The 14,859-nt window shown below is 62.3% G+C and carries 15 protein-coding genes; 6 read left to right on the forward strand and 9 right to left on the reverse strand.

Annotated features, from left to right (window positions below; translation table 11 throughout):
- Position 1: 1 nt before the first annotated feature.
- The 5 genes from AADW18_RS06330 to AADW18_RS06350 form a co-directional block, all read right to left on the reverse strand.
- Positions 2 to 901, reverse strand: a complete 900-nt coding sequence (locus tag AADW18_RS06330) for a DUF4097 family beta strand repeat-containing protein (RefSeq protein WP_337342508.1) — start codon at positions 899 to 901, stop codon at positions 2 to 4.
- Between the two features lie 9 nt (positions 902 to 910).
- Positions 911 to 1,372 carry a hypothetical protein gene (locus AADW18_RS06335; protein ID WP_337342509.1) on the reverse strand — a complete coding sequence of 154 codons (462 nt, stop codon included), beginning with the start codon at positions 1,370 to 1,372 and terminating at the stop codon, positions 911 to 913.
- A complete protein-coding gene (locus AADW18_RS06340) occupies positions 1,369 to 1,935 on the reverse strand; it encodes a sigma-70 family RNA polymerase sigma factor (RefSeq protein WP_337342510.1) in 567 nt (188 codons plus the stop codon). Before AADW18_RS06340 ends, AADW18_RS06335 begins: the two co-directional genes overlap by 4 nt.
- A gap of 144 nt (positions 1,936 to 2,079) precedes the next feature.
- Positions 2,080 to 3,882 carry a phosphoenolpyruvate carboxykinase (GTP) gene (locus AADW18_RS06345; protein ID WP_337342511.1) on the reverse strand — a complete coding sequence of 601 codons (1,803 nt, stop codon included), beginning with the start codon at positions 3,880 to 3,882 and terminating at the stop codon, positions 2,080 to 2,082.
- A gap of 349 nt (positions 3,883 to 4,231) precedes the next feature.
- Positions 4,232 to 4,972 carry a helix-turn-helix transcriptional regulator gene (locus tag AADW18_RS06350; protein ID WP_337342512.1) on the reverse strand — a complete coding sequence of 247 codons (741 nt, stop codon included), beginning with the start codon at positions 4,970 to 4,972 and terminating at the stop codon, positions 4,232 to 4,234.
- 108 nt (positions 4,973 to 5,080) lie between these two features.
- Here AADW18_RS06350 and AADW18_RS06355 point away from each other — a divergent pair, with 108 nt between their 5' ends.
- Together AADW18_RS06355 and AADW18_RS06360 are read left to right on the forward strand one after the other, a co-directional pair.
- Positions 5,081 to 5,509: a hypothetical protein gene (locus AADW18_RS06355; protein ID WP_337342513.1), complete on the forward strand. Its 429-nt coding sequence runs from the start codon at positions 5,081 to 5,083 to the stop codon at positions 5,507 to 5,509.
- Positions 5,510 to 5,514: 5 nt separating this feature from the next.
- Positions 5,515 to 6,333, forward strand: coding sequence for a DUF2145 domain-containing protein (locus tag AADW18_RS06360; protein ID WP_337342514.1), 819 nt, complete (start codon positions 5,515 to 5,517; stop codon positions 6,331 to 6,333).
- Positions 6,334 to 6,454: 121 nt separating this feature from the next.
- Here AADW18_RS06360 and AADW18_RS06365 read toward each other — a convergent pair whose 3' ends face one another.
- Positions 6,455 to 7,063: a TetR/AcrR family transcriptional regulator gene (locus AADW18_RS06365; protein ID WP_337342515.1), complete on the reverse strand. Its 609-nt coding sequence runs from the start codon at positions 7,061 to 7,063 to the stop codon at positions 6,455 to 6,457.
- A 135-nt stretch (positions 7,064 to 7,198) separates the two neighbouring features.
- On the opposite strand from AADW18_RS06365, the gene AADW18_RS06370 reads away from it, so the two are divergent.
- The 4 genes from AADW18_RS06370 to AADW18_RS06385 all read left to right on the forward strand — a co-directional run bounded on the left by AADW18_RS06370 (position 7,199) and on the right by AADW18_RS06385 (position 11,696).
- Positions 7,199 to 8,182 carry an alpha/beta fold hydrolase gene (locus tag AADW18_RS06370; RefSeq protein WP_337342516.1) on the forward strand — a complete coding sequence of 328 codons (984 nt, stop codon included), beginning with the start codon at positions 7,199 to 7,201 and terminating at the stop codon, positions 8,180 to 8,182.
- The gene (locus AADW18_RS06375) at positions 8,179 to 10,668 is read left to right on the forward strand and encodes an acyl-CoA dehydrogenase (protein ID WP_337342517.1); all 2,490 of its coding nucleotides are present in this window, start codon (positions 8,179 to 8,181) and stop codon (positions 10,666 to 10,668) included. The genes AADW18_RS06370 and AADW18_RS06375 overlap by 4 nt, the downstream gene beginning before the upstream one ends.
- A gap of 144 nt (positions 10,669 to 10,812) precedes the next feature.
- Entirely contained in the window at positions 10,813 to 11,295 is a 483-nt protein-coding gene (locus tag AADW18_RS06380) for a hotdog fold domain-containing protein (RefSeq protein ID WP_337342518.1), read from the forward strand.
- A gap of 20 nt (positions 11,296 to 11,315) precedes the next feature.
- Entirely contained in the window at positions 11,316 to 11,696 is a 381-nt protein-coding gene (locus AADW18_RS06385; protein ID WP_337342519.1) for a hypothetical protein, read from the forward strand.
- A 49-nt stretch (positions 11,697 to 11,745) separates the two neighbouring features.
- Here the strand turns inward: AADW18_RS06385 and AADW18_RS06390 are convergent, their stop codons facing one another.
- The 3 genes from AADW18_RS06390 to AADW18_RS06400 all read right to left on the reverse strand — a co-directional run bounded on the left by AADW18_RS06390 (position 11,746) and on the right by AADW18_RS06400 (position 14,719).
- The gene (locus AADW18_RS06390; protein WP_337342520.1) at positions 11,746 to 12,108 is read right to left on the reverse strand and encodes a DUF1304 domain-containing protein; all 363 of its coding nucleotides are present in this window, start codon (positions 12,106 to 12,108) and stop codon (positions 11,746 to 11,748) included.
- A 68-nt stretch (positions 12,109 to 12,176) separates the two neighbouring features.
- The gene (locus AADW18_RS06395) at positions 12,177 to 13,358 is read right to left on the reverse strand and encodes an NAD-dependent epimerase/dehydratase family protein (protein WP_337342521.1); all 1,182 of its coding nucleotides are present in this window, start codon (positions 13,356 to 13,358) and stop codon (positions 12,177 to 12,179) included.
- Positions 13,355 to 14,719: an MFS transporter gene (locus AADW18_RS06400; RefSeq protein ID WP_337342522.1), complete on the reverse strand. Its 1,365-nt coding sequence runs from the start codon at positions 14,717 to 14,719 to the stop codon at positions 13,355 to 13,357. Before AADW18_RS06400 ends, AADW18_RS06395 begins: the two co-directional genes overlap by 4 nt.
- Positions 14,720 to 14,859: the final 140 nt, after the last annotated feature.

Here is a 14,859-nt window from a genome sequence, read left to right on the forward strand (position 1 = left end):
TTCATTCCAGCCTGATTTCCGCACTACCCGAAAACGTCTGCAGGTTGATGTCGCCCGATCCGTCGCCATAGCGGGTGGAGAAACTGGAACCAGGCCCCTGACGCTTTTCCACCGTCACGCCAGTGGCTTTCAGGCTGCCACTGAAACTCTCACCGCGTGCTTGGGCGGACACGTCTTTGGGTAGGCGCAGCAACAAGTCGCCGCTAACGGATTCCACTCGGATCTCGCCTTTGGGCGCCAGGGCAGTTTGCATCCTCACGTCGCCGCTGACGGTGTTCGCATCCAACTTGCGGATACGTTCGCCGTTGACCGCGATATCGATATTGCCGGAAACGGTTTCGGTGTCGATGTCGCCATTCAAGCGGCCGCGCAGTCCTATATCCCCGCTGACGGACTGCACGTCGACATCCGCACTGTTGAGCGTGAGCGTGAGATCGCCGCTGACGGAATCAATGCTGGCCTTCGCGGGTGCGGCCGCCGCCACCACATCGCCGCTGACGGTGTTGATCGACAACACTGATGACGCGACGCCAGTGACATGGACGTTGGCGGAAACGGATTCGATTTCCAGGTCGGCGCGGCGCGGCACGTTCAGTAGCAACTCGGTGGGGCCCGACTTGTCGCGGTTGCCCCAGCCGCCCTGTGGATAGCGCACTTCCACAACCAGATGCTGGCGGTCGCCTTCGACAACGAATTTTTCCACGCCCTCGCCCAGCGTGCCGGATATTTTCACTTCATCCCGGTCCCAGGCACGCACCTCGATGCGGCCTTTCACATTGTCGATATCGATGCGGCCCCGCGCATCCAATGGGCGGGTTTCGTCGATAGGCGTCTGGGCGAAAGCGGCCGTCGCCAGCAACAGCAACGGGAGACTCGATGAGCGGGTGATGATGCGGGACATGGGAACTCCTCAAGTCATGGCGGCGCGCTGGCTCAATGCCAGGCGTCTTGCGTAGGTACGGCGCAGCTGATCCAACAGGAAGCGTGCGTTGGGATCGGTATCGATGGCAGTGCGTATCTGAGCCGCGCTGCGGTCCAGCGCGTCCAACGCCGGCGCCAGTTCGGGAGGCGCTTCCGTACCGCCGAACTGGGCCAGCGCGCCCTGGTATTCGCGGGTAAGCGCCATGGCCTCACGCTGGAACAACGACTCTTCGATTTCCGGCGGCGCCTGTTTCTGCCAAACCAACCCGACCGCGAGCAGCACCGAGGCCGCGACGGCCCATGGCGCCAATCGGCGCGACCGGGAGGGTTCCGACACTTGCGGCGCCATCGCGATACGGTCGGCAATGCCAGGCCACAAATCGCGTTGCGGCGGAGTGTCCTGGCGCAGCCCCCGCAACCGCCAGCGCAGGGAATCGTCTTGGTTCGTCATGCTTCTACTCCTAACCGGCCGCGCAACAGATGACGGGCTCGGTGTAACTGGGCTTTCGAACTACCGACCGCCATGCCCAACTCGGCGGCGATCTCTTCATGCTTCCAACCTTCCACGTCGTAAAGCACCAGCACGGCACGGGCGCGCGGCGGCAGCGTGGCGACCGCACGCTCCAGATCCATGGAAAGCGCCGTTCCCTGGCCAGCCGAATCCAGCAGGCCCAGATCCTCCAGGGCATCTTCATCGTCGTCGAAGCGTGGCTGCGCACGGCGGCTGCGAAGCTCCATCAACGCCGTGTTGACGGCCAGTCGATGCAGCCAGGTGGAGAAGGCACTCTCGAACCGGAACTTGGGCAGCGCCTGCCAGGCGCGCACGAAGGCTTCCTGGGTCAGGTCCTCGGCACGCACGCCTTGGCCACCGACCAACCGCATGATTACGCCGTGCACGCGGCCGGCATAGCGGCGGTACAGGGTTTCGAAGGCCTGCATGTCACCGCCCGCCGCTGAACGCACCAGCACGGCATCGGTTTCGGCGGCCACCTCGTCGGTGGTCGTAGCGGTCATGAAGTCGCTCACGGCTGAGTTCAGCATAACGACTTGGATGCAGTCCAGCGCCCGGGGGTTTAAGGCGCCGGGGACGCCAGCGACGGAATCAGGAAGACGCGCCTGTCGTCAGGCGCGCTGCCGCGTTCTTTTACTGAGCAGCCCTCAGCCAGCCAGCAAGGCCGCGATACGCTGCTGCTCTTCCTTCAGCGCTTGCGGCGTACGTTCGCCGAACTCGCCGAGAAATTCCCCGATGCTGGCGAATTCCGCCCGCCAGCCTGCTGGATCGAAATCAAAGAGCTTGGTCCGGGCCTCTTCGGACAATGTCACCCCGTCCAGATTGAGACTGTCTCGGCCGGGCAGATAGCCGATGGGGGTTTCGGTGGCTTCGGCCTGACCCGTCACGCGACCTACCATCCACTCCAGCACGCGCAGGTTGTCGCCAAAGCCGGGCCACAGGAACTTGCCGTCCTCGCCTTTGCGGAACCAATTGACGTGGAAGATCTTCGGCAGCTTCGCGCCGGGCTGATCGAACGACAGCCAATGCCCGAAATAGTCGGCGAAGTTGTAGCCGCAGAACGGCTTCATCGCCATCGGGTCGCGACGCATCACCCCGACCGCGCCGGCCGCCGCCGCCGTGGTTTCCGAGCCCATGGCTGCACCGACCAACACGCCATGCGTCCAGTCGCGCGCCTCGAACACCAGCGGCACCAGCGACGCGCGACGACCGCCGAAAACGATGGCGGAAATCGGCACGCCCTGCGCATCCTCGGCACGCGCCGAATAGCTCGGGCATTGCTTGGCCGACACGGTGAAGCGGGAATTGGGATGCGCGGCCGGACCTTGGGAGGGATCGTATGGACGGCCCTGCCAATCGGTAACAGGGGTCCGTGAGTCCAGACCTTCCCACCACGGCTGCTGATCGTCGGTCAGCGCGACATTGGTAAAGATCGCATCCTGCGCCAGCGTTGCCAGCGCATTGGGATTGGAAGCCTGGGAAGTGCCCGGCGCCACGCCGAAGAAACCGGCTTCCGGATTGATGGCGTATAGCCGGCCATCGCTGCCGGGTCGCATCCAACAGATGTCGTCGCCAATGGTCCAGATTTTCCAGCCATCCCGGCGATAGCCTTCCGGTGGGATCAGCATGGCGAGGTTGGTCTTGCCGCACGCAGAAGGGAACGCCGCGGCGATGTAATGCGTGTCGCCTTGCGGGTTCTCGATGCCCAGGATCAACATGTGCTCGGCCAACCAGCCTTCGCGGCGCGCCTGATACGACGCGATGCGAAGCGCATGGCACTTCTTGCCCAGTAGCGCATTGCCGCCATAGCCAGAGCCGTAGCTCTTGATCGTCAGCTCTTCCGGGAAATGCATGATGAAACGGCGGTCTGGATCGAGCTCCCCGATGGAATGCAGCCCTTTGACGAACGTGCCGCCCGACCGACCTTCCCGCTCGATGCGTGCAAGTGCCGCGCTCCCCATGCGCGTCATGATGCGCATGTTGGCGACAACGTAGGGCGAGTCGGTGATTTCCACGCCGCACCGCGCGAGTGGCGAACCGATCGGCCCCATGCAGTAAGGCACTACGTAGAGCGTTCGGCCACGCATGCAGCCGGCGAACAACGCATCCATCTTCGCGTGCGCGTCGGCCGGTGCCATCCAGTGATTGTTGGGGCCTGCGTCTTCCTCCTGCGGCGTGCAGACGAAGGTCAGGTGCTCGACTCGGGCAACGTCATTCGGGCTGGACCGATGCAGCCAGCTATTGGGATTGGTCTGCGGATTGAGCGGCAGCAAGGTGCCATCTAATTGCATCAGCGCCAGCAAGGCGGCGGATTCGGCATCGCTGCCGTCGCACCAGTGAACATGATCGGGCTGAGTGAGGGCGGCGACTTCGGCGACCCAGGCATTGAGTGTCTCCAATTCGCTGCCGGGGGAATCCTTCGTCCTGAAATGGTCGACCGCTGCGTTCATGCCTTGTCCTCGGTAAGTCAGACCAAAATGATACCAATGTCCTGGGTCAACATGCGAGAACAATCATGAATAGCCGGCTCGCTGGGGTTCAGGGGCGGGCGGTCACTCCTGATGGGGTCGCCCAGGGGGCAGCGCCCGCTGCGGGCTGATGGTTGTCGTAGCGTGCTCTTTGCGCACGAGCCGTCGCCCCAATCGCACGCGCAGCCGTGTTGCTCGCGGCTTGGTATGCCTCAGGCGCGTGGGCCGACGAACGCAACTACGGTTTGCTTCGATGGGAAGGCGAAGCGCTTCCGCTTTGTCTCCCGCCTCCCGTCCCCGCGTCCTGTCCCCGCTTCAGGCTGTCGGCTCGCTAGTCTTGAGAGCGTCGATAGGGGTGGAACAGCTGCAATAGCCAGGGTTTCTGGGCCAGCACCAAGCTGACGCCCACCCGTTCCTGCGCCGACAAAGTCGCATCGCGCGCCAGCAATGCGTCGAATTCGCGCGCTACTTCCTCCAACCGCTGTCGGAGCTGCCTGACGCCATCGATGCTCAGGCTGCCGCTAAGTAGCAACAACGCGTCCTGCTCTCCGTCAAAAGGATCAGCGAAGTAGTCACCCAGCAACGTATGCCGGAAATAGCGTTCCATCGGGCCATCCGCACGCCAACGGAAATTGCGGGCCGTCAACGCACGCCCGCGATTACCTGGCATCAGTTCAATGACGCCCAGCCGATCCAGCTTTACCAGCAGTCCAGTCCACTGCGCCTGGGTGAACCCGAAATGCGCCAGTACGTCGTCCTGGCGCCAGCGATTGAGGGTCAGGAACAGCGCCAATAACAGCGCGGGCTCGCTGACCAGCGCTTGCTCCTGAGCTTCGCTGAGACGCGCCATGGCGGTGCGTCCGCGCGCCGCCTCGGCACTCAGCTCGGCCAGCCCGACATCCAACACATCGCAGATCTGTTCCAGCCGGTGCAGGCTCATCGCCCGCCGCGAGAACATCCGCTTCACCGCCGCCTCGCTCAGCTTCACCCGCGCCGCCAGATCGCGGTACGTCATTCCCTGAGCGCGCAGACAGCGCTTCAGTGCGTCAATCAGGTCGAAAGAGACGGCCATGAGTAGCGAATTCCTATACCTTTCGTTCCGCGGGAGCTTACCTTGTCGATGATGCTTGAGCATCGACTCGGCGCGTGCCCACTCTCCGGCATCAATGGAGACACCCTTATGGCAAGCCCGAACTCCCTGCTTCTGGCCGCACTTACCTGGACCACGGCAGGTCTCGCCTTTCCGGCGGCAGCCGCGCCTCAGTCCGACGGCGCCAGCAGGCAGTCGCAAGCCAGCTTGGCTACCTCGATCGAAGTACCCATCGCCGTCACGCATGCGCTTTCGCATGGCGCCGCAGCTGTGGTCTCGGGTGTCGCGGGGGTGGGCGGAAGCGTGGCCGTCACTGTCTCCATGACGGCAGTAGGCGCCTCGTTCGTGGTCTATCTCTCGGCGGAAGCAATTCGCCGATTGGGAATAGTGGCAGGCACGGCGATCAGCGTTACCGTAGTGGCCACAGGATGGATACTGAGCGCCGCCGGTGAAGCGTTGTGCTTCATCGGCAACGACGCCGTGCGCCCACACATCCATAGCCATCGTTACGGCGGGTGAACACGATGAAGCGCGCACTCGCCGTGCTGGCAATGCTGTCATCGCTGCTGCCATGGGGCAAAGTACACGCGGGCAGCACCTGCGATGAACAACAGGTCGCTCCACACAAAGTCGCCGCCGCTGCGCAGACCGCACTTCTCGCGGCAGCTGCGTTGGATAAAGCCGACGCGCCGGTAGCGTTGATCGCCCGCGTCGGTACCGACTTGTCCAAGCAAGGCTTGGTCTATAGCCACGCCGGATTCGCCGTACGCGATCACGCGCATGGTCGCTGGACCGTTGTGCATCTGTTGAACGAGTGCGGCAGCGATCGCTCCAGCCTTTACGCGCAAGGACTGGTGAATTTCTTTTCCGACGATCTGGTCAACCAGGATCTGCGTATCGTCTGGTTCAAGCCCGATGTCGCGAACCGGCTGGCCGAACGGATCAGGCAAATGCCGCGTCACAGCCTGCATCACCCGCGCTATAACCTGATCGCACGCCCCGGTAGCCGCGACTACCAGAACTCCACCGCGTGGATCGTTGAGATGATGGCGACTGCACTGGCGGGCCATGATTTCTACGACCGCGCTACCGCCTATGCGTTTACCCGCAGCGACGGCTTCGCGCCGGACACGATCCACATCCCGTATTCCAAGCGCGTGCTCGGCGGACTCTTTTCAGCGAATACCGTATTCACTGATCACTCGGTGGCGACACGATTGTCAGGCGCTTATCCGGTGATCACCGTGCGCTCGATTTTCCGGTATCTGGATCAAGCCGGATACGTCGAACGTCAGCAGGAATGGCGTGATGGCCGCCTGCAGGCACAACCAGGCCCTGCGTAGATAATGTCCATCAACGCGGCGGTATCCGCACGGCATTCGTTCTTTTGTAGAGCCGAGCTTGCTCGGCTGCTTCTGGCACGCAGGCGAAGAGCAGCGGAGCAAGCTCCGCTCTAGGATGAACCTAGGTCGGAATCAACGTCGAGATGACGTGTTCCAGATACGCCTCGAACTCGTCGTGCGACATCCGTGGCTGTTGCAGCTGTAGAGATAGCTGCAGGAAACCGACGTAAGCGGCATAGGTCAGGCGAGCGCGGTGATGCGCATCGGTGCGGCCCAGCCCCGCTTGTCGAAACGACGCCACCAGATACTCGAGTCGTCGTTGCGATACGCGATTGATCACCGGCTGCACCGCGGGATGATCCAGCGCTTTCAGCAGCTCGCTGTAGATGATGTGCGGCTTGACTTCATGACCGACCAATTGAAATAGCGCACGCAGGCGTTCGCGCGGATCCGGCACTTTCTCCAGATTGCCGAACACGCTTTCCTGCTCGACCACTTCCCAGCGTTCCAGCGCCGCTTGCAGCAACGCATCACGGGAAGGGAAATGCCAGTAGAAGCTGCCCTTGGTGACGCCCAAGCGGCGGGCCAACGGCTCCACCGCGACCGCCGAAACGCCCTGCTCGGCAATCAGGTCCAAAGCGGCTTGAGCCCAGTCTTCGGCGCTCAAACGGGAGCTGCGGGCAGGTGGGGCGCTAGCGGATTCAGAGGCGGGTGTTGTCATATTCGGCATTTAACCATACGCCGAGGTTTGTTGCGGTACGTTTGCTGCGATGCAGCACAAATTTAATAAAAATCATGGACTTGTGCAGCGACGGAGGTGAAAACCGATTGACTGCTCTAAATTTCAGAGCCCATACTAGACCGTATGGTTACGCCTCGATCCACTACTACTTCCTCGTCGACCGAGCCACTTTCCGGATCGGGCGAAGCGGCGACGTTGCGCCTGACCGCTGCCGGCGGAATATCGCTGGCAGCGACCGCCTTCCCTTCAACGGTCGCTGCCCTTCAGACCGATCCCGCCCTGGTCTATGCGCATGGCTTTGGCCAGACCCGCGGCGCCTGGTCGCGCACCGCCCAACAACTGGCGGCCCATGGCTACGCCGGCCTGGCCTATGACGCCCGCGGGCATGGCGGATCGGAGCGCAACGCCGCCAATTTGCCCTATGCGGGCGAACAGTTCGCCGATGACCTGATCATCGTCGCCGGCGAACGAGCGCAGCCTCCCGTGCTGGTTGGCGCGTCGATGGGCGGATTGTTCGGATTGATCGCCGAAGCACGTTGGCCGGGGCTGTTCAGCGCCATGGTGTTGGTGGACATCACCCCGCGCTGGGAACAGGCCGGCATGCAACGCGTCCTCGGTTTCATGACCGCGTTTCCCGATGGTTTCGAATCGCTACACCATGCCAGCGAGGTGATCGCCGCCTACCTGCCGCACCGTCGCTCCCGCAAATCACCGGAAGAGTTGCGCGAACTGTTGCGCGAAGGCGAAGACGGCCGCTGGCGTTGGCATTGGGATCCGCGCCTGGTCGACGAACTCGCACGCGACAGCGCACAGCATCAGGACGCTATCGCCGAAGCGGCACGCGCCATCCGATGCCCCATACTGCTGATCAGTGGCGGCCGCAGCGACCTGGTGTCGGAAAAAACCGTCGAAGAATTCAGATTGCTGGCGCCGCACGCGCGCCACGTGCACTTGCCGCAGGCCACGCACATGGTGGCTGGCGACGACAACGACGCTTTCAGTGCCGCTGTATTGGAATACCTGGCTGATCTGCGTACGGCCAGCACCACAAACGAATCCGACGTCGCCGAAGACGTTACCGAATCCGTCACCGGAGCAAGCCCATGAGTTCGCTTTTCAGCATCGTCGCCCCGTTCCTCGCCTTCCTGCTGGCGGGCGCTTTCGCCGCTTACCACCGCTTGCGCTTGGCGTACTGGGCTGCGATCACCGCCACCTTGTTGGTCGCCTGTTGGCTGCTGGGTGCCAACCCGACGTCGACGGTTATCGCGGCGATCATTGTGGCCGCCATTGCGGTACCGCTGCTGATCCCCGCCATTCGCAAGCCGCTGATCACTGCACCGCTGCTGGGCTTCTATCGGAAGATCCTGCCGCCGTTGTCGCAGACCGAACGCATTGCACTGGAGTCGGGCTCGGTCGGCTTCGAAGGCGAACTGTTTTCCGGCGATCCGGATTGGAACCAGTTGCTCTCGCAGCCCAAGCCGGTACTGACGGCCGAAGAGCAGGCATTCCTGGATGGCCCGGTGGAAGAGCTGTGCCGGATGACCAACGACTGGGAAATCACCCATGTCCATGCGGATCTGCCGCCGGAAATGTGGGACTTCATCAAGAAGAACAAGTTCTTCGGAATGATCATCCCGAAGTCCTATGGCGGCCTGGGTTTCTCGGCGCTGGCCCACCACAAGGTCATCCAGAAGTTGGCGTCGGTTTCCAGTGTGGTGAGCTCCACCGTCGGGGTACCCAATTCGCTGGGCCCAGGCGAGTTGCTGATGCACTACGGCACCGAGCCGCAGAAAGACTATTACCTGCCGCGTCTGGCCGATGGCCGTGAAGTGCCCTGCTTCGGGTTGACTGGGCCGTTCGCCGGCTCCGATGCAACTTCAATCCCCGACTACGGCATTGTGTGCGCCGGCGACTGGAATGGCGCCAAGGTGGTCGGCATCAAGCTGACCTTCGACAAGCGCTACATCACGCTGGCGCCGGTCGCCAGCATCATCGGCCTGGCCTTCCGCATGTACGACCCGGATGGTCTGTTGGGCGACAAGCGCGACCTGGGCATCACGCTGGCGCTGATGCCGCGCGAAACGCCGGGGGTCGAAGTCGGACGTCGCCATTTCCCGCTGAACTCTCCCTTCCAGAACGGCCCGGTACGCGGACAGGAAGTATTCCTGCCGCTGTCGCAGATCATCGGTGAAGAAAAGGGCATCGGCGAAGGCTGGCGCATGCTCAGCGAATGCTTGTCCATTGGCCGCTCCATCACCCTGCCGTCCACCGCCAGCGGCGGCGCCAAGATGGGCGCGGTGGTGACCGGTGCCTATGCGCGTATCCGTAAGCAGTTCGGTTTGTCGGTCGGCCGCTTCGAAGGCGTAGAAGAAGCGCTGGCGCGCATCGCCGGCAAGGCCTATGCGATCAGCGCACTGTCGCAGGCCACGGCCGCGGCGGTGGATCGTGGCGAAAAGCCCGCGGTGCCTTCGGCCATAGCCAAGTACCACTGCACGTCGATGAGCCGCGAAGTGGTGAAGGACGTGATGGACGTAGTGGGCGGCAAAGGCATCATCCTGGGGCCGCGCAACTTCGTCGGCCGCGCTTGGCAGGCATCGCCGATCGCCATCACGGTGGAAGGTGCCAACATCATGACCCGCAGCCTGCTGATCTTCGGACAAGGCGCCATCCTGTGCCATCCGTGGGTACTGAAGGAAATGAAGGCGGCGCAGAATCCCGATGTCGCTGCCGGCATCGACGAGTTCGACCGCAACCTGTTCGGCCACATCGGCTACGCGATCTCGAACGCGGTACGGTCGTTCTGGTTCGGCCTGACCGCCGCTCGCTTCGGCAGCGCGCCCGGCGACGAGTACACCCGCCGTTTCTTCCGCAAGCTCGATCGCTACTCCGCCAATCTGGCATTGATGGCCGACATATCGATGCTGACGCTGGGCGGCAAGCTGAAATTCAAGGAATCGCTGTCCGGCCGGCTGGGCGACGTGCTGAGCCATCTGTACATGACCAGCGCCATGTTGAAACGCTATCAGGACGAGGGCGCGCCGGTCGCTGATCGCACTCTGCTGGCATGGGCCTTCCACAACAGCGTGCACGAGATGGAACTGGCGCTGTCGGGGGCATTGCGCAACTTCCCCATTCGTCCGGTCGGCTGGCTGATGTGGGCGTTGATCTTCCCGTGGGGCCGCCGCGCGGAAGCGCCCGGCGACCGTCTGAGCCATCGCGCCGCCGCGCTGCTGATGACGCCGAATGAAGCACGCGATCGTCTGGCGCAGGGCGTGTTCACCACTCCGTGCGAGAACAACCCGGCCGGCCGTATCGACAGCTATCTGGCCAAAGCCGTGTTGGCTGAGCCGGTGGAGCGCAAGTTCCTGAAAGCATTGAAGACCAAGGGCATCGAAGCGCTGGATTTCACTTCTCAGCTGGAAGAGGCCGTGCGCGAGGGCTGGATCACCGCCGACGAGCGCAAGCAGTTGGAAGAGTTGCGGGTGATGACGCTGGACACCATCACCGTGGATGACTTCGATCCGCATGAACTGCGTGCGGCCAGCTACTACGACCTACACAAGCCGCACGATAAGTCGCGCGCCGCGGCGTGATGTAGCCCCTCCCCTTGCGCAGCAGGGGGAGGTTGGTAGGGGGTAAGACGGAGCTCGCGAGCATTCGGCGGAGAGTTGTGTCGAGTGTGGATTTTTTTCCCTCCATCCATCGTTGTGCAGAGGTTGGATAAAACGAGACTCCGAATGAGCGCCGATGTTCTAGATATCTATCGCAAACTCAGCCGCAAGCCGTTCGGACATTGGCTGTTTTCCAAACTGATCTGCTTCAAGGCACCCTACTTCGGCAGCATCGGCCCGCGTGTCCTGTTGCTGGAGCCCAATCGCGGCGAGGCTCGCATTGCCCATCGCCGCAAAGTCACGAACCATCTGGGCACCGTGCATGCCATCGCGCTGTGCAATCTGGCGGAGTACATCGGCGGGTTGACCACCGACGTCAGTATTCCTAAATCGATGCGCTGGATTCCGAAAGGGATGACAGTCGAGTATTTGAAGAAGGCCGTGGGAACGATGCATGCCGTCGCCGTACCGGCTTTCACGCCGCACGAATCCACCGAAGGCTACGAGCTGCCGATGGAGATATCGATAACCAATCCGCAAGGCGATGCAGTGTTTCGAGCCCGCATCTCCATGTGGGTATCGCCAAAGCCAGCCCGGGCATCCCACTAGCCGACCGCAGGAGAATGGCCATGTCCCGTGACCTGATGATCCAACTCGCCGGTCTGCACAGCTTCGCCTTCGCTTTGTTCCATATGAGTTTCTGGAAACTGTTTCGCTGGGATCGCGAATTGGCGAAAGTCGGGCTGATCACTGGCGCCGTCACCCAGATACTGAATTTGCGCTTGATCTATGTATTCCTGGGGATAGGAACGCTTTGCTTCCTGTTCACCCGCGAGCTGCATACAACACCGCTGGGACAGGCGCTGTTGGTGTTCATGTCATTGTTCTGGGTGGGGCGGACTATCGAACAGTTGGTGTTTCTGCGCATCAACCGGCCGATGGTGCATGTGTTGACCGTATTGTTTGTCCTAGGCGCGGCGCTCTTCGCGCTGCCCTTGCTCCCCCTGTAGGAGCGGCGTGAGTCGCGAAGGGTGTTACCAGGTAAAGCCTCATCGCGACTCACGTCGCTCCTACAAATGCCAGGACGGCGGCTATCGCCGCAATCGCTGGAACGCCCTGCACAAAGAAAATCCGCTTGTTGACGCTGTAAGCGCCATAGAGCCCGGCCACGACCACGCAACCCAGGAAGAACAGCACAAAATTCCACTGTGCCGTGCACATGCCCCATATCAGGCCCGCGGCAAGAAAGCCGTTGTAGAGTCCTTGGTTAGCTGCCAATACCCGAGTCACTTCCGCCTTGTCCGGCGTATTGCGGAATGTTTTCAGCCCCAGCGGCCGGGTCCACAGGAACATTTCCAGCACCAGGAAATACAGGTGCAGCAACGCCACCAGCCCTACCAGTATCTGTGCAAGCCATATCATCGAACTTCCCCTGCCGCCGGTATGGCGACAGCATAGCGGTAAGAGGAAGTCAGTGGCCGTTGCGGGGGTTATTTTGCCGCGCGCGCATGCCAGGCTTTCAATACTTCAGCTTCGCGCTCGGCGGGAATCCCTGCCTTCGGCTTGGCGCGGCGTTCTTCCGGCAACGATAGCCACCACTGCAAGGTATCGCGCACGGTGGTTTCCAACGGTCGATAGGTCAATCCCGCCGCCTGCGCACGCGCGGTGCTGCGCCGGCCGAAGCCCGCGTACTCGCCGCGTGCGGGAATCCACGCCGGCATGTCCTGCCAGGCGCTGACTTTATGTTCTTCAAGAAAATCCGCCGGCACCCAGGTGACGGTGGACATGGCTTCCGGCGGCTGCTCGCACGGCGCGCGTACGCACTGGATGCTGTTCGCACTCGTTGCGGCCGCCTGGCTCGCAGTCAACACAGCGCCCATCGTCAGCTTGTCCGCTGGAGCATCCGCATTGAACACATCGAAGTTGCGGGTTTCGATGAGGTGGACGATGAACGCCGCCAGATCACGCACATCGATCACCTGCGTGGGATCTTCGGACGAACCTGGTGCGAGGATTTCACCACCACGCGCGGCGCGTGCAGGCCAGTAAGTGAACCGATCGGTCGTATCGCCAGGACCTACGATCAGGCCCGGGCGGACGACGGTAGTGCGGCCAGGTAGTGCTTTTTCAGCGGCCTGTTCGCATAGGGCTTTCAACGGGCCATAGGTCTCGCCAGTGATTTCCGTCACCGTCGGATCCGGCAGGGTGCCTACCGCAGCGGTTTCATCAGCGCCAGGCGTGCTGTTGTCGGCGTAGACCGAGATAGAGGAAATGATGACGTACTGCCCCACGCGTGGCGCCAGCAGTTCCGCAGAGCGCTTCACGTCGCCGGGCAGATAAGCGGACGTATCCAACACCGCGTCCCAACGCCGTTTGCCTTCCAGTGCGGACAGGTCGGTTTTACGATCGCCATGAAGTTGTTCGATATCCTTGAACTCTTCGCCGCTGAAGCGCGTGGGATTGCTCTTGCCGCGGTTGAACAGCGTCAGCTTGTGGCCCTTGGCGCGAGCGGCCTCGACGAAATGCGGCCCCAGGAAACCGGTACCGCCCATCACCAGGATGTTCAGGGGCTTGCCTGGCTTCTTGCGAGCGGCAGCCGCGACGGCATTGGGCAACGCCAGCCAGGCGGCTGCGGCGGAGGCGGTGATGAGGAATTCTCTACGCCCTTTCATGGGTCCGTTCCTGTCGGTGCCGCCGCTGCGGCGCGTTCGGAGGGCAGCTTGGACTCCTCCCGCAACAACCGCCATGCGCCGAAAGTCATGCCCGCGGCAGCCAACAAGCCCGCTGCGAAGACCACGTTCGAGCCGAATGCGGACAGCAACTTGTGCAACCAGACAAAGCTCAAGTCGCCACCGCGATAGATCACCGTGTCGATCGCTGCACCGGCCTTGTAGCGCCATTCGCGGCCGACCCGGGTATAGATCGTCTCCCTCGCCGGCTTCGCCAGCGAAAATTCGCTCGCGCGGGTGATCACCTGCACGATCGCCACCATCATCGGCAGCGGTGAGGCGGCGAGCAGCGAAAAGCCCAGGATGACCGCGCACCCGGGAATCAACAGCGCCGGAGCGATGCCGTAGCGCGACATCAGCAAGCGCGTGAGCGATAGCTGGACCACCAAGGTCAGCGCGTTGACCGCCAGATCCAGGGTGGCGTAGTAGGCGGTGCTGGCGGCAGGGTCGGTATAGAAGCGGCGGACGATCGCGGCCTGCTCGTTGTAGAGCAACGTGCCTACTCCCACCCCCAGCACCACCATGACCGCCAGCCAGCGCAACAGCGGCTCGCGCACGATCAGTTTCAACCCGGCAAGCACTTCGCCACCCATCGGCACTTCCCCGCTCACAAGCTTTCGCTCGCGCTCGCGCGCGACTGCCCATAGGCGCAGACGCAATAGGCACAGCAAGCACACCGCCAGGAATCCGGCCGACACCAGCATCAGATTGGCGATGCCGATCTGTCCGACCAGACCGCGCGTCAGCATCGGCCCGAGGAATGCGCCAAGCGTGCCGGCAGCACCGATATAACCGTAGTAATTGCGAGCCTCCAGGTTAGTGAAGACATCGGCCATGAAGCTCCAGAACACCGCCACCGCAAACAGGTTGAAGACCGCGGTCCACAAGAAAAAGGCCATGCCTCGCCCGGGCACGCCAATGTTGAATAGGGCGTAGAACAGCAACAACGTGACGATGAAGAATCCGTACACCGCCGGCAGGAACACTCGCCGCGGATAACGACTGACGACCCAACCGTATACGGGTTGCAGCAGCAGCATGATCAGGAATGTGCAGGTAAACAGCACCTGCAGGGTGAAGTCCTTCAATGCCATGCCGCGTGCCGCGAAGAACTCGATCATCGCCGGCGGAAACACGGCCTGGACGTCGCTGGAGGCGGCCATTGCTTCTCGCACAGGCCGCAGCACGTAGTAGCCGCTCAACAAGCAGAAGAAATAGAGGAAAGCCCACAGCAGCGGCGGCGATTCGGCCAGCGCCGCTCGGAAGCGGCCCAAGGGCCCTGACAACGGGATCGAGTGACTCATGGATAGTCGCTGGCCGTTTGGACTCGGTAGTTCACAAGCACCACATTTGATGTCCCGTCACGCGCGCACGGTATACGATGCACTGCAACATCGCCAGCGGTTTTCCAGCACTCTCTGCCCCCAATCCCACCTATCGGCGC

It is taken from the genome of Pseudoxanthomonas sp. CCNWLY206-1 (genome assembly GCF_039710385.1).
Lineage (GTDB): Bacteria > Pseudomonadota > Gammaproteobacteria > Xanthomonadales > Xanthomonadaceae > Pseudoxanthomonas_A.

Coding starts and splice junctions, on each gene's coding strand:
- AADW18_RS06360 (WP_337342514.1), top strand. CDS start 5,515: ATGAAGCGCGCACTCGCCGTGCTGGCAATGCTGTCATCGCTGCTGCCA.
- AADW18_RS06365 (WP_337342515.1), bottom strand. CDS start 7,063: ATGCCGAATATGACAACACCCGCCTCTGAATCCGCTAGCGCCCCACCT.
- AADW18_RS06335 (WP_337342509.1), bottom strand. CDS start 1,372: ATGACGAACCAAGACGATTCCCTGCGCTGGCGGTTGCGGGGGCTGCGC.
- AADW18_RS06350 (WP_337342512.1), bottom strand. CDS start 4,972: ATGGCCGTCTCTTTCGACCTGATTGACGCACTGAAGCGCTGTCTGCGC.
- AADW18_RS06340 (WP_337342510.1), bottom strand. CDS start 1,935: ATGACCGCTACGACCACCGACGAGGTGGCCGCCGAAACCGATGCCGTG.
- AADW18_RS06390 (WP_337342520.1), bottom strand. CDS start 12,108: ATGATATGGCTTGCACAGATACTGGTAGGGCTGGTGGCGTTGCTGCAC.
- AADW18_RS06380 (WP_337342518.1), top strand. CDS start 10,813: ATGAGCGCCGATGTTCTAGATATCTATCGCAAACTCAGCCGCAAGCCG.
- AADW18_RS06395 (WP_337342521.1), bottom strand. CDS start 13,358: ATGAAAGGGCGTAGAGAATTCCTCATCACCGCCTCCGCCGCAGCCGCC.
- AADW18_RS06370 (WP_337342516.1), top strand. CDS start 7,199: ATGGTTACGCCTCGATCCACTACTACTTCCTCGTCGACCGAGCCACTT.
- AADW18_RS06345 (WP_337342511.1), bottom strand. CDS start 3,882: ATGAACGCAGCGGTCGACCATTTCAGGACGAAGGATTCCCCCGGCAGC.
- AADW18_RS06355 (WP_337342513.1), top strand. CDS start 5,081: ATGGCAAGCCCGAACTCCCTGCTTCTGGCCGCACTTACCTGGACCACG.
- AADW18_RS06375 (WP_337342517.1), top strand. CDS start 8,179: ATGAGTTCGCTTTTCAGCATCGTCGCCCCGTTCCTCGCCTTCCTGCTG.
- AADW18_RS06330 (WP_337342508.1), bottom strand. CDS start 901: ATGTCCCGCATCATCACCCGCTCATCGAGTCTCCCGTTGCTGTTGCTG.
- AADW18_RS06400 (WP_337342522.1), bottom strand. CDS start 14,719: ATGAGTCACTCGATCCCGTTGTCAGGGCCCTTGGGCCGCTTCCGAGCG.
- AADW18_RS06385 (WP_337342519.1), top strand. CDS start 11,316: ATGTCCCGTGACCTGATGATCCAACTCGCCGGTCTGCACAGCTTCGCC.